Here is a 14,757-nt window from a genome sequence, read left to right as displayed (position 1 = left end):
CGGAATCGGGGAAAGTGCCGGAATGAGCGGGAAAAATCCCGCTGAAATCCCCGGAATCGGGGAAAGTGCCGGAATGAGCGGGAAAAATCCCGTTGAAATCCCCGGAATCGGGGAAAGTGCCGGAATGAGCAGGAAAAATCCCGTTGAAATCCCCGGAATCGGGGAAAGTGCCGGAATGAGCGGGGGGATGGCGGGTAGCTCTGTCAGCCGGACGAGGCCAATTAGCCGAAACCGGATTTATTTGGACATAATCGCCCTTTTCATGTTAGGTTTTCTCGCATATTATCCTAGTCAGCCGGAAATCTGAGTAATATAATGTAAACACCTAAACGTGCAAGATTCGGTTATTCTTCGGGCTGGGGTGGGAACATTGACAGAATCAGGGCCAACATTTGATCGTTTTTTTGACAGCATGGAATCCTTGGCGGATACCATTAGTGAATCGCTGCAGTCGCAGGTGACGATTGAGGACAGCAACCACCATGTCATCGGCTACAGCTCCCATCAGTTCGAGAGCGACCCTGCGCGCATCTCCACGATTATCGGTAAACGGGTGCCGAACACGGTCATCATCGGACTCCGCAAAAAAGGTGTCATGCACCAGCTGGAGAACGCGGCGCATCCGATCCGCATTCCGGCGGTGATGGAGGTCGGGCTCGGACCGAGGCTGGCCATGTGCATCAAGCACCAGCAGGAGATTCTGGGTTACATCTGGGTAGTGGACCGGGGAAATCTCGCCGAGGGCTATGCCGAGGAGATTGTCGAGAAGGCGGCCGGCATCGCCGGGCGTTATCTGCTGAAGCAGCGCGGCTGGAAGACCAAGCAGGATAAGGCTTTCGAGGACTTCTTCTGGAAGCTGCTGACCTCGCATTATGATACGGAGCCGCGCATCCGCCAGGAAGCGGAAGCCTGGTCGATCCTGCTGCCGGAGAGCTACTACATCGGAGTGCTGGAGAGCGATAAGATCATCGACGAGCACTTTCTGCTGCGTTTCCGGCAGGTGATGGATGCCTATGCCGGGCAGCGTCTCCTGTTTCTGACGGCTGAGCATAACCGGCTGATTCTGCTGTTTTCTTTTGTTTTTCCGGTAGAGGGAACGGAAATTCTGTCCTCTTTTGTGAACAAGCTGCTCGCGGATATGAGCCGCAGTGAAGGCTGCCGGCTGGCCGCCGGCTGCAGTCCGGGGTACAGGGAATATACCTCTGCCGCTCTGGCCTACCGCGAGGCACTGTCGGTGCTGGAGATCAAGAAGCTGCTTCCCTACCATGCCCGGGGGCTGCTGCTCTACGAGCAAATCGGCTTTTGGGCTCACATTCCGGCTATCATGGAACAGAAGCGCAGCCGGACCCGCCGGAGTGCGCTGCTCCATCCGCTTAAACTGCATGACCGTGAGCATAAAAGTGATTTTCTCAAGACGATCGCCGTGTATTTAACGCTGGACGGCAATCTCAAGGAGTCGGCTGCTTTTCTGCATATTCATACCAACACCCTGATGTACCGGCTGAACCGGATCGCCGAAATTACCGGCAGAAGCCTGAAAGAAACCGACTACCGTACCTCGGTTTATCTGGATATTCTCACCGAGGAAACGGCGCAGGTGAACAGCTGGTTTCAGTTTCACGAGGATACAGGCAGTGCGGCGTCCACGTCGTAGTGCTTCATAAGGAAGAGTCCAGTCCCCGGCAAGGGGGATTTGGACTCTTTTTTGATGCTCCGCACCAACAGAGGTGCTGACACGTACAATAACCTATATTTTGTGAATGAATCAGGAAAGGGGCTGACAGAATGGGGATTGGCTACGGCTCACCCGGCGGTTCAGACTTTGAGCGGAACATGCGGGCGGGAATCATTGCGGCGGCGAAATCAATGAGTGTTGGCGGAACGGACTTCTCCGATTTTAAGAACTCCCGCTGCAATCCGAAATACTGGAACCGTACGGTTAACGGCGGATTTGAATTGAAGGCGGGGGTACGCCCATCGGCAGCGATCAACGATATTTTTGAGAACGGGCCGCTTTATGCCTTCGAATGTGCAATGGCGATGGTGATGATTCTATATAAAGCAACGATTGGTGCAATTGGGGCGGAAGCGTTTGACCGCTATTTCACCGACCTGTTCCTGTGGGACTGGAATTATGACAAAAATCTGCAGATGATCACCACGTTCCAGCAGTTTGAGATGCAGCCGGGCGATGTGGTCTATTTCAGGAATCCCGATCATGACCCGGATTTGCCCGAGTGGCAGGGGGAGAACGCAATCATGATGGGTCCGGACCGCTACTACGGACATGGACTGGGCATCAAAAGCGCAGAGGAAATGATCACCGCGCTTAACCGGAAAAGAGTGCCGGGCAGCCGGACATCGGCTTATTTGACCGACGAGGCGCTCCATCCGAATTTTGATTATATCAGCACGCTTGCCATGAGAGGTAATCTCCCTAAGGAAGGTAAAGACGGGCAGAACGCCATCTTCTCCAGAATCGGAGTGCGCACCTATATCTATAAATAGCTGAACTAGGAGGAGCTATCCTTGCCTGAGCGGTATTTGAGCGGATGCACCCCGACTGTTTTTTTGAAGACAGTACTGAAATAATGGGGGTTCTCATAACCGACCCGCTCGGAGATCTCCATCACTTTAAGATCGGTTGTCAGCAGCAGCTCCTTGGCCTTGCCCATGCGGATTTTGGTGATATAGTCGGTGATCGTCTCGCCGGTCTCTTTCTTAAAAATCAGGCTGATATAGTTGGGGGTCAGGAAGACCTCTTCGGCAATTTTGGTAATGGAGAGCTCCCGGGCGTAGCCTTCCTGCACGATTGTTTTGATCCGGCTGATGGCCCGGCTGTTTTTGGAAGTGTTTTTGCCTGCGACATAAGTGCTGAGGTCATGAAAAAGCTCCAGCATATACGCCTTAAGCCCGGCAATGCTCTTCTGGGTATATAGCGTATCCATAATCGTCATCCGGTCACTCAGTACCTCTTCAATATTCTCGTCAATCTCATAGAGCGTCCGGGCTGAGGTGAAAATCATCTCCGCACAGATGCTCTGTACATAATCGATTTGCAGCCGCGGTCCCGCAAGCTTGGTGAACAGTGTATCCAGCAGCTCCATCACATTGTCCGTATGCCCAGCCTTCAGCTCATTCATCAGTCGGGCATGGAATGTATAGAAGAAAGTACTCTGCAGCGTCTCAGTATCCGGCTGAATGTCTTTGAAGTACAGGACAGAAGCGTGGCCGGTATAAAATTTGTGGGCCAGCGCAGCAGTGGCCTCCTTGTAGGAATCCTCAAGCTGTCCAGCCAGGGAGCAGGCCCGGCCGATACCGATGGAGGCGTCCAGCCGCAAATATTCCCCAATGCTGCTAATCATCTTGTTGCAGAGGCCGGTGAGAGGTTCTCCGGCAGGGTCCTCCGGTGAGCAGAATATCATAATGAATTCATTCTCGCCGGCCACAAAGCTGACCGCGCACGGGTGGGCGCTTATGATTTCGTCCATAATATTCCGGATGGAAAAGTAGAGCAGCTGCTTATATTCCTCCGAGAACCTGGCGACGGCGCTCAGGTAGTCATCAAGCTCCAGTACGCCAACCGTTAACCGGTCACCTTGCCTGAAGGGCAGGTTGAAATAAGTGATTTTATCCCATATTTCCTGTTCGTTCCGGTATAAGCCGAATATGAGATTCTGCAGAAATTTCTCGCGGATCAGCGGCATGTTGTCCTGAAGCTGCTTACCCAGATGCTGGAGATTCAGCCGGTTGTCGCGTTCGTGGTGGATGCGGTCAGTGACTTTCCGGAAAAGCTCCCTGATCTCATCCAGCTTCACCGGCTTCAGGATATAGCCTTCAGCGTTCACCTTCATGGCATTCTGGGCATACGCGAAATCCTGGGCGCCGCTGATGATGATGATTTTGGTTGGACAATCCGCGTCCTTGAGCTTCTCGGCGACCTGGAGGCCGTTCAGAAAAGGCATCATAATGTCGGTGAACAGAATATCCGGCTTAAGCTCCATACATAAATCATAGGCTTCCTGGCCGTCTGAGGCCTCCCCGATAATCTCAATGCCGAACTCTTCCTGCCACTTGAACACCTGGATCAGGCTGCGCCGGATAAACGGCTCATCATCCGCTACGATCATGGTCAACATCTTCGATCACCTCATTCCATGTAGTAACGACCGGAAACCGGATCATGGCCAGTAGGCCGGAGTGATCCTCGTTATTGGCATAATAACGGATGCCATAGGCCTCCCCGAAAAATTGCTGGATTCTTGTATGCACATTACGGATGCCGTAGGACTGGTTGCCGGGCTGCTGATCGGTCAGCAGCAGGTTCAGCCGCTCAGGATCAGCACCGACCCCGTCGTCAAAAACGGAAACGAACAGGACTTCCTGGGCAGAAGTCACCCGGATGCGGATTTTTCCTTTGCCGCGGCGCTGCTGAATCCCGTGAATAATCGCATTCTCCACCAGCGGCTGAATGCTCAGCTTGACCACCAGGCATTCCGTAAGTAACCGGGGGTCCACGTCTTCCAGCTCGTACTCCAGCTTATCCTGGAAGCGGAACTGCTGGATGCCGAGATAGCTCTCCACCTGCTTCAGCTCATCGCGCAGCGGGATGATATTCCGCCCTTTACTCAGGCTGTATCTGAAAAAATCAGACAGCGATGTCACCATACTGCTGATCTCGGGAACGTTATGGTTGATCGCCAGCCAGTTGATCGAATCCAGCGTATTATAGAGAAAATGCGGATTGATCTGAGCCTGGAGTGTTTTTAGCTCGGCTTCTTTTTTGCGCAGCTCGGTGACATACAGCTTGTCGATCAGCGCCTTGATCTGCTGCAGCAGCTTGTTGTAGCGGTTGAATAAATAGGAGAATTCGTCCTTGCGTCGGTAGCGGATGATGATGTTGAAGTTACCGCTTTCGGCATGGGACATCGACTGGATGAACTTGCGGATCGGCGCAGAGATATTTTCCGACAGCAGCAGGGCCATCGTCAGTGACACCAGCATGCAGATGCCGATCACGACATACATGACCCGCTGGAAGGAGGCCAGTTCCCCGTTAAGCTCGCTGACCGGAGAGAAAGAGAGAATCGTCCAGCCGGTAGCCTGAATATTCTGGTAGGAGACAAGCATCTTCTCGCCGCTGATGACGTGGCGGAAGGAATGAAAGGTGCCGGAGTCTGCATCGGCCGGGCTTATTTTGCTGAAATAATCCCGGGTGCTGATGTTCTGGCCGATCAAGCCCTCCTCAGGGCTAATGGCAATGGTCCCTGTCTGGTCAATGATATAGATCCGGCTGCCGGGGGTAGGCTTGTAATGATCCAGCAGTGTGCTGAATTCGCTCACCGGAATATCAATCGTAAGCAGGCCGGCGAAGGGCAGCTGGGCATGCCGGATGCCGAACAGGCGCTTGGCGAACTTAATGGTAAATCTTGAATCCAGTGAGCTGAGCCCGACGACGGTGAAATCGGACTTGGCCGGAATGGCCAGATACCAGGGCTTCAGCGAGATCTGATCGATATTAAACACGCGTCTGGAGAAATTATACTGGGTATATTCCGGGCGGTTCAGCATGTAGAGCATTGGCACAAAGCTGCTTCCCGAGGTTCCGTTCGCCGGGAAATTCTCCAGGATTTTGTTGAGGGCGGCCAATTCATTAATGATTCCGGTACTGTCGGTAGGGCGGTTAGAGGAGATCAGATCGGCGAATTCGGTATTGAGGTAGAGGGCGATCATCGAATTGTTGGCGCTGGTGAATCGCTGATCCAGGTTATCCTGTACCAGATTAAGATTGTTCTCGATCGATGTATTCACATTTCGGGTGATAATATCGGCGGATTTGTTGTATACGGTGATGGATATAATCGTCGTAGGAAGCAGGACCAGGAACAGGAAATAGAGGATCAGCCGGCTGCGGATACTGAAATTATACAGAAAGAGGGTTTTAGACAGAGTGTCAAATAATTTCTTCAGTGGAATCCTCCCCCGTCCCGGAGAATAATCTTCACTTGCCATTTATCGGATAGTATTGGAATATATTTAATAATGGAATATATTAACCAATAGCTGGTATCCATTGTAAGGTGTGCCAAGACGCGCTGTCAACGCAGGAGGTAATAATGAAACGAATCCTCGTCTTTAGTATGGCTGTTTTGCTCTGCGGGCTGGTGGTCTATGCGATCGCCTATGACCGGCCGCTGCTGGTTGATTTCGCACCTGAGCCTGTTCCCGAAGCGCAGCCGCGCACCCAGATCCGGATCGCCCTCTATGACTGGACGGAGAATCTGGAAGTGAAGAATGCGATTAACCAATATAACAAAACGAACCCGGACGGGATTGAGATTAGTATTATGAATATCTCTACGGATGTATATGATGATACGCTGAATATGCTGATGACCTCGGGACAGGGGCCGGATGTGTTCAGTGTTGACAATGCCTGGCTGGCTACTTATGTGAACAAAGGGTACCTGGCTAATCTGTCCTCCGCGCTGACGCCCGGGGACATGAACAGATTTCCGGACTGGGCCAGAGCCTATGCGGAAAGCTCCTTGTTCAAGGGCGGAATTTATTTCATGCCCTCCAGCATTGAAACCGTTCGGCTGATCTACAACAAGCAGCTGTTCCGGATTGCCGGCCTTGATCCGGAGCTGCCGCCGGCGACCTTTGCCGATATGAAGTCGGCTGCCGGTAAGATCAGCCAGGCCGGAGTCGGGGTGAACAAATACGGGTTCGCGCTTGCGGCCGGCGACAGCCAGTACAGCCTGCAGACTGGGCTGGAGCTGTCGAATACGTACAGCGGTGTGTATCTGTATAATTACCGGAGCGGTTATTACGACCTGAACGGTTATAAGCCATGGCTGCAGATGCTCCTGGATATGAAGGCACAGGGCAGCCTGTATCCGGGAGAGACTCTGCTCAAGCGCAACAGTGCCCTGCGCCAGTTCGCTGACGGCAATATCGGCATGATGTATGTAACCAGCAAAGACTATGTGAAATTGCAGGAATATATGCCAAAGGATGACTGGGGGGTAGCAATGCCGCCGGTGACGGAGGCCTCCAAACTTGGGGCCGGGGCATTAATGATGATTCCGCACTCTCCGCTCGTTGTGAACAGCGCGGCTGCAGACCGTGAGGCAGCGATTAAGGTCTGGACCTTCCTGCAGTCAGAAGAATTCCTGACGATCCTGTTCCACCAGGCATTGGCCCTGCCGGTTGTTGACGGCATTCTTAATCTGCCAAACATGGCTCCCGGCCTGGCCCACTTTACGGAATTCTATCCGACGGCGGCTGATTCGATCTATCCGCTCCCGCCGCAGATCATGGACCAGTATGATCCGAGCACCGTGTCGATAGAGCCGCGGGATGCAGGCGACCGCCCGCGGCTGCAGCTGTATCTGCAGATTATATCCGGCGAGAAGAGCTTAAGTGAAGCGCTGAGCGGCGAAACTGCCCGGCTGAATCAGATGCTGGATATCGCGGCAACAGGGTACTCTTTTAAGCATGAGGAATATATTTATCCGGGGTTTGATCCGAAGGACCCGTTGAAGGCGCAGAGTCTGGAGCAGATACTGAGCTTAGAGAAGAAGTAAGGAATGTAGTCTGGCATTCGATGTGCAAAGAGCTGTCCACTATTTATAACGGTGGACGGCTCTTTTTATGCGGATCAGGCATGGAGGGGCTGCGATGTAAAACTGTATAGATTATCGAACTTTTATTATAGATGGTCTTATTTAGCAAATCGGCTGCTCCGGCTACACTTAAGACATGAAGAGAGAGAATGATGGAATCAGGAGGCGTAAGTGATGATTACTCAAGGGAAAAGGAGTACGGTCCGTACGGTGCAGAGCCAGCCGGTGCGGCTCCCCGCCAAGAAAGGCTCCGTATTCAAGCATTTGCTGAAGCATAAGGTGCTGCTGCTCATGCTGCTGCCGGGCGTTGTCTTTTTGCTCATCAACAATTACCTGCCGATGTTCGGGATTATCATTGCCTTCAAGAATATCAACTACGTGGACGGGATACTGGGCAGCCCGTGGGTCGGACTGGATAACTTCAGGTTCCTGTTCGCAACCTCGGATGCGTGGATCATTACGCGCAACACGGTGCTGTACAATTTCGTGTTTATCATTCTCAATCTGGTCTTTGCGGTATCGATCGCGATCGCCCTGAATGAGCTGAGAAATAAGCTGGCGGCCAAATTTTATCAGAGCATCATGTTCTTCCCCTACTTTTTGTCCATGGTCGTTGTCAGCTACCTCGTGTTCGCTTTTCTCAATGTTGAATACGGTTTCATCAATAAAGGCGTACTGTCCCTGTTCGGGCTTAATGAGCTGAACTGGTATTCCGAGCCGAAGTACTGGCCGTTCATTCTGCCGCTGATCAACCTCTGGAAAGGGGTCGGCTATGGCTGTGTAATTTATCTCGCGGCGATCATCGGTATTGATTCCGAGTATTATGAGGCCGCGCTGATCGACGGCGCCAGCAAGTGGAAGCAGATCCTGCATATCACGATTCCGCTGATCCGGCCGGTCATTATCATCACCACTATTCTGGCGATCGGCGGTATTTTCCGCTCCGACTTCGGGCTGTTCTACCAGACAACGCTGAATTCCGGGGCGCTGTATCCGACAACGCTCGTCATTGATACCTACGTCTATAACGCGCTGATCAACATGGGCAACCTCGGCATGTCCGCAGCGGCAGGCTTATATCAGTCATTGGTCGGATTTTTCCTGGTGCTCGGCTCGAACTGGATCGTGCGCAAGGTTGATAAGGATCAGGCTGTTTTCTGAGTAAAGAAAGATTAGGAGGAGAGAAATGCTGTGACCAATAATGAAATCTCCAAATTCACCAATATGCTGCTCCATCTTATATTTATCATCCTGACGATCACCTGCCTGCTGCCGATTGTACTGGTCTTCATGATCTCCATTACCGATTACGATACGATTGTCCTGAACGGGTATCAATTTTTCCCGGAGAAGCTCAGCCTGGAGGCGTATTCCTATATCTTCAAGGATTATACCGTCATTGTAAAAGCCTATGGGGTGTCTATTTTTGTCACAGTAATCGGTACACTGCTGAGTGTATTTATTTCTTCGCTGTATGCGTATCCGATTTCCCGGGCGGACTTCAAATATCGCGGCATTTTCGCCTTTCTGATCTTTTTTACGATGCTGTTCGGCGGGGGTCTGGTGCCCTGGTACATGGTGTACACGCAGGTGCTCGATCTCAAAAACTCGGTCTGGGCGCTGATCGTTCCGATGCTGCTCTCTCCGTTCAATGTGCTGATTATGAAAACCTATTTCCAGATGTCCGTGCCCCCGGCACTGATCGAAGCCTCCAAAATTGACGGGGCCGGCGAGCTGAGAACCTTTTTCCGGATTGTTTTCCCGCTGTCCCTGCCGGTCTTTGCCACGATTGGGCTGTTCAACACTCTGCATTACTGGAACGACTGGTTCAACAGCATGATCTTCATTACCGACACCGATCTTTATTCCCTGCAGTACCTGATGTACAAAATGATCTCCCAGGCGGACTATTTGAGCCGCAACGGGGCTTTGATCCAGGGCTCGGCCACCGAGCTGGCCAAACTTCCGGGGGAGACGATCCGCATGGCGATGGCCCTGATCGGGATTGGTCCGATCGTGCTGGCGTATCCGTTTTTCCAGCGCTATTTCATCAGAGGCTTAACGCTTGGCTCCATTAAGGGCTAACCTCGGCTGACGCCGATTAGCATATATTTTTCAAGTAAGAGGGAGGAAAAGAGTAATGGCAATTAAAAAAGGCACGGGTCTAATGCTATCACTTGTTTTGATGATCGGGCTTACACTAAGCGGGTGCGGAGGAAATACGAATAACACCAAAAACGCCGCCCCTGAGGCCACGGCAAAAAGCACCACCGCTCCAGCCACCAGCGCCACTGAAACCGCTGCCCCCACTGAAAAAACGAATGAGCTGGAGCAGGTTGAGCTGTCCCTGTATCTGCCCGGCGGGCCGGATAAGGACGTAGCGTCCGTAGAGCAGGAGATCAATGCTTATTTGAAGGATAAAATCAACGCCACCATCAAAATCAACCAGCTGAGCTGGGATAAACCGGCTGACAAAGTCAATCTGATGATCCAGTCCGGCGAAGTCTTCGACATGGTCTATACCTGGAACTTCATGACCAATGCCGCGAAGGGTGCGTATGCCCCGCTGGAGGAATTGCTGGATAAGTACGCCAAAGAAACCAAAGCACAGATTAATCCGGCGTATCTGCAGGCTGCCACTGTAAACGGACATTTGTATGCGATTCCAACGGAAAAAGAACTGGGCCAATCCGTCGGTTTTGCCTTTGATAAAGCGATCGTCGACAAGTACGGCTTTGATGTGAACAGCATTACGAAGCTGGAAGATATTGAACCTATGCTCAAGGTCATTAAGGAAAAAGAGCCGGGCATGTCCCCCTTGTTCATGAACCATACGGACAGTCTCAACTGGTTCACAGCGTATCCGGAAAGCGAGGACCTCGACGGCAGCAATGAAATTCCGACCCTGCTGGATTACAAAACGATGAAGGTATTCAACGAATACGATACTCCGGAAATCCTGGAACGGCTGAAGCTGATCCGCAAATGGTACGAAGCCGGCTATATCAATAAGAATGGGGCCACGGACAAAACAGAGCTGAAGGATGCTGTAAAAAGCGGCAAAGCCTGGTTCGTCTACGGTAATATGAACCCGACCTCCACCAACGACTGGACACGTCTGGCTGAGAAGCCAATGATTATCAAAACCCTTCTGCCGGTGCAGGTAGGCACGAAGAGTCTGCAAGGCTCGATGCTGGCCATCTCCAGAACCTCCAAGAATCCGGAGCGGGCGATGATGTTCATCAACCTAATTCATACCGATCCCGTACTGTATAACCTGCTCACCTTCGGTATTGAAGGCAAACACTACAAGAAGCTGGATGCGAACACTGTAGAGTTCATTCCGGACAGCGGCTACAACTCCGTCTCTTCCTGGATGATCGGGAATGTGCTGCTCAACTACTTGAATAAGGATGAGGATCCAAGACGGGTGCAGCTGTACAAAGACTGGAACGCCAACTCCAAAACCTCGCCGGTCATCGGATTCGTCTTTGATTCCACAAAGGTGCAGTCGCAGATCGGGGCGCTGATCAATATTACGAAGCAGTATAAGAACACCCTGTACTCCGGGGAAAAAGATCCTGAACCGATCCTGAAGGAAATGAACAGCAAGCTGAAAGCTGCCGGACTGGATGCTGTAATCACTGAGATTCAAACGCAAATGGATGCATTTCTGGCCGCCAAATAAGAAACTGAAGCAGTAGCAGACCCGGTCTCCGGCAAGCGTCTTGATTTAAGCCGCTTGCCCGGTTACCGGGTATTCATATTCGCAGAGCCAGCACTTGGGGTGCCCTAATCTTATTTAGAGAAGAGGGTGTTAATGTGCGAATTCATAAAAGTACAGCAAAACTGCTTATCCTGTTATTGGTAATGACCACGTTTATTGCACCAGGCGGACCTGGGGCAAAAGCTGCCTCACCCGCTGCCTCGGCTGTGCTGGAAGTACAGCCAAATGCAGAGCCGGTGGAGCAGGTCTTAAGCCCGGATACGGTAACTAGCGCTACTTACGAGCCGCCGATGAGCTTGTTGTGGCAGGTAGGTAATAAGAACAACAGCTCATCTGAATTTGCCGATTATAACAACGTATACAGCAATGTATACAGCAGTGTATATGAAAATGTATATGGATCCGTATATGAAAAAGCATTTAGCGAAAAGCTCACTCTCCCCGTACCTACCGCAAGGTGGAGCTCGATCTCCAAAGGAATGAAGGCTGATGCCAACGGCACAATGAAGCTCACGTACCAGCTGGCGCAGGTTCCTGAGTTTGGGATTCAATTCAGCTTCAAGGTCATTGATGCCAGCACGGCCATTCCCCAACTGGCGGTATTCTCCAACGGCCTGATGAGCGGGCTGATTCAAATTACCGGCTTGAACAATGGTGAAACCGCTTTAATGGACACCTGGAAGCAGACCTACAAGCTCTATATCCCCAAGGAACAGCTGCATATCGGCAAAAATGTGCTTACGCTGGCTGTAGACCGGGGTTTGTATGCGGACCCGCAGGCCCCCGGGTATACCGGAGACCAATATTTATGGTTCGAATGGGATTATTTCAGGCTGGATGCGCTGAATTCGCCGGCGCTTGAGCCGGTTCATGGCCGGTATATCCATCTGGGCAGCACCTTGGCCGCGTCCACCTTCAAATATGACGAGCATGCAATCCGCCATCTGGCTCCGATGACCAAATGGATGGGCATTGCCTACAGCGGCAACTGGATGCGGGCCTCCTTCTGGTCGGACACAAGCAGCGGCTGGGACCCGCAGGGGCGCAATTATCTGAGTGCACTGCGTGACCTTAATCTGGAGCCGATGCTGAATATTATCGGCGGCAACTGGAAGAGCAATTCGGAGCTGGCGGGCGGCACGATACCAGCGGCACTGAGGAGCTATTATGCTGCTTTCGTCAGCAAGTTCGGCGACCTGTATCAGTATGCCGAGACGGGCAATGAGCCGGGACTGTTCGGCTGGGCCCAGCAGGCGGTGGTGGCGATCCATGAGCTGATGGATGAGGAGCGGCAGAGTAACAGCCAGCCTTACCTTAAGATTGTGGCACCGGGCTGGGCGTATTGGCCTTACAACGGGACACCCGACGGCTGGGAACGGGATGCGGAGCAGCGCCGGGAAATTGAGGAGCTGTCCGATGTGACCAACGGGCACAGCTATGGCGGCACAGGCGTGCAGCCGTTGCCTGGTGCGAGTCTCTATGAGAATCTGCGTGTGTATAATCAATCGGATGAAGGCTTTGGCAAAAAAATGGCGATGAGCGAGACCGGCGCCAATGACAATCATTCCGACAACACCAAATACGGCACATATGCTTACAGGTTTGCCGCTGCCTTTGACCGGGAGATGCGCGGCGACATCGGCTATGCGGACCATATTATGCAGCATGCAGCCTTCTTCAATGACGGTACGGAATTTGGACTGTTCGGCTCCGGCATTAACTGGAATACTCACCGGTTTGAAGATACGGTGGCCGTGCCAGCTAATCAGAATGAGGGGGGAGAGACAAGGCTGAAGACCTTCCGCAGATTGGCTGCAGCATACGCGACCCATGGAAGCCCGCTCAGCTACAAGGTGGTGAATACCTTTGCCTTAAACGGTAAAAAAGCCTATTTCCGCGCAGTCGATACCTCGGCGCTCGGCACCTCAACCGTTGGAGCCTCGGCAGATAAAATCCTGCTGAACTTCGTCAACTTCGAGAAGGAGCCGTTGACGATGCGGGTGAAGGTGAAGATGCCGGCCAGCGGAACCTACACCGGTGAAGTGTTCGGGGCAGGCAACAGCTATGCTGCTGCACATTCTACGGTGCAGCTCACGGCAACTCCGCATCTCACCCTTAACGTGACTCTGGGGGCCGGCGAAACGGTGCAGTATATCCTGGATGAACTGGAGACAATCGCTCCTACTATTCCAACCGGCGCTGCTGCGGCGGCTGTAAGCCATGAACAGATCAGAGTGAGCTGGAATGCTTCGACCGACAATGATACGGTGACCGGATACCGCGTATTCCGGGACGGAGGAGCAGAGCCGGTGATGACCGTGCCGGGACAGCTTACGTTTTTTGATGACTACAGCGTTGCCCCGGAAACAGCATACAGCTACAGGGTGCAGGCAGTGGATGACTCGGGCAACGTATCTGCCTTAACGCCTGACGTATCGGCGACTACTCTGGCTATGCCTATTACACCGCATGTGGCGGGGGACCCCACGAAATTCGAGGCAGAAGCTGCTGCGTTTGCCCTGCCGTTAAGAATCGGCACCAACAATCTCGCTTCCGGCAAAAAGGTTGTGGAGCAGACCCACGGCGGTCCGATTTCGATCCAGGGCTTCTATTCGGCCTCCGGAGGCAGTTATACCTTAACTATTGCATACGCTTCCAATCAAGATTCGAAAAAGAATATTTATGTCAACGGGCAAAAGCTCTCGACCATTTCATTGCCGACCACAGGAAGCTGGACCAGCAATATTACAGCTAGACAGTATGGCATCACACTTCAGCCGGGGTATAACACGATTACCTTTGCTTCCGGCGGAAACGGGGCAAATCTCGATTATTTCAGGCTGGAGGAGGGGGCCTTTGTTCCGGTGTCAGCCTGGTATACGGTAGCGCATGACAATGCTTATATCGACTATAGCGGGTTTGAGCCGGCTCCGAATGGAGTGTCTCATGTGACCTATTCGCCGGATGCCACGGCGGTGATTAATTTTAACGGCATCGGCGTCCGCTGGAGATCGGACATCAAGAGCGATATGGGCAGCGCGGATGTCTATGTGGATGGGGAGCTGAAGGCAACCGTGGTTATTCCACAGGCCGGTCTTGAGGGCGACAATAAGATTGTCTACGAGCTGACCGGACTGGATTACGGGCTGCACCGGATTGAGGTAATCGCGCGTGAGGGGACAGTTATGGTCAGCAGCTTCCAGTTCGAGGGGTATGAAGCCACGCTGCCTGTTCCGGGCCCGGACCTGACCATTACGGACATCGGCTGGAATATCGTGAATAGCGATGGCTCGCCTTCAAGCCATACGGCGCCTCAGCTGGGGGACTCCTTAATTTTCTGGGCTAAGGTCAAAAATATCGGCGTACGCCCGACTCCGCTGAACGCTTCCACCGGGCTTGGCC

At 52.5% G+C, this 14,757-nt stretch carries 10 protein-coding genes; 8 read left to right on the top strand and 2 right to left on the bottom strand.

Features of this window, described 5'->3' with window-relative positions; genetic code table 11:
* The 3 genes from AQR02_RS33205 to AQR02_RS26115 form a co-directional block, all read left to right on the top strand.
* A partial coding sequence (locus tag AQR02_RS33205; RefSeq protein WP_209444306.1) for a hypothetical protein occupies positions 1–307 on the top strand: 307 nt, incomplete at its 5' end.
* A gap of 63 nt (positions 308–370) precedes the next feature.
* Positions 371–1,654 carry a PucR family transcriptional regulator gene (locus tag AQR02_RS26120; RefSeq protein ID WP_054943288.1) on the top strand — a complete coding sequence of 428 codons (1,284 nt, stop codon included), beginning with the start codon at positions 371–373 and terminating at the stop codon, positions 1,652–1,654.
* A gap of 131 nt (positions 1,655–1,785) precedes the next feature.
* Positions 1,786–2,508, top strand: coding sequence for a hypothetical protein (locus tag AQR02_RS26115; protein WP_054943287.1), 723 nt, complete (start codon positions 1,786–1,788; stop codon positions 2,506–2,508).
* 5 nt (positions 2,509–2,513) lie between these two features.
* Here the strand turns inward: AQR02_RS26115 and AQR02_RS26110 are convergent, their stop codons facing one another.
* Together AQR02_RS26110 and AQR02_RS26105 are read right to left on the bottom strand one after the other, a co-directional pair.
* Complete coding sequence (locus AQR02_RS26110) at positions 2,514–4,139, bottom strand: response regulator (protein ID WP_054943286.1); 1,626 nt, start codon at positions 4,137–4,139, stop codon at positions 2,514–2,516.
* The gene (locus AQR02_RS26105) at positions 4,114–6,012 is read right to left on the bottom strand and encodes a cache domain-containing sensor histidine kinase (protein ID WP_054943285.1); all 1,899 of its coding nucleotides are present in this window, start codon (positions 6,010–6,012) and stop codon (positions 4,114–4,116) included. The genes AQR02_RS26110 and AQR02_RS26105 overlap by 26 nt, the downstream gene beginning before the upstream one ends.
* A 104-nt stretch (positions 6,013–6,116) precedes the next feature.
* Here AQR02_RS26105 and AQR02_RS26100 point away from each other — a divergent pair, with 104 nt between their 5' ends.
* The 5 genes from AQR02_RS26100 to AQR02_RS26080 form a co-directional block, all read left to right on the top strand.
* Positions 6,117–7,589 carry an ABC transporter substrate-binding protein gene (locus tag AQR02_RS26100; RefSeq protein ID WP_082452089.1) on the top strand — a complete coding sequence of 491 codons (1,473 nt, stop codon included), beginning with the start codon at positions 6,117–6,119 and terminating at the stop codon, positions 7,587–7,589.
* Positions 7,590–7,802: 213 nt separating this feature from the next.
* On the top strand, positions 7,803–8,789 hold the full coding sequence (locus tag AQR02_RS26095; protein ID WP_209444304.1) for an ABC transporter permease: 987 nt from the start codon (positions 7,803–7,805) through the stop codon (positions 8,787–8,789).
* 30 nt (positions 8,790–8,819) lie between these two features.
* Positions 8,820–9,713 (top strand): carbohydrate ABC transporter permease, encoded by an 894-nt coding sequence (locus AQR02_RS26090; protein ID WP_082452088.1) that lies wholly within the window; start codon positions 8,820–8,822, stop codon positions 9,711–9,713.
* A gap of 55 nt (positions 9,714–9,768) precedes the next feature.
* Complete coding sequence (locus AQR02_RS26085; RefSeq protein WP_054943283.1) at positions 9,769–11,316, top strand: ABC transporter substrate-binding protein; 1,548 nt, start codon at positions 9,769–9,771, stop codon at positions 11,314–11,316.
* 134 nt (positions 11,317–11,450) lie between these two features.
* A partial coding sequence (locus AQR02_RS26080; protein WP_054943282.1) for a carbohydrate-binding domain-containing protein occupies positions 11,451–14,757 on the top strand: 3,307 nt, incomplete at its 3' end.

The sequence above is a fragment of the Paenibacillus ihuae genome (genome assembly GCF_001368795.1).
GTDB classification, from domain to species: domain Bacteria; phylum Bacillota; class Bacilli; order Paenibacillales; family Paenibacillaceae; genus Paenibacillus_AQ; species Paenibacillus_AQ ihuae.
Note: the sequence above shows the minus strand (reverse complement) of the source record. Positions and strands in the feature narration are given on the sequence as shown.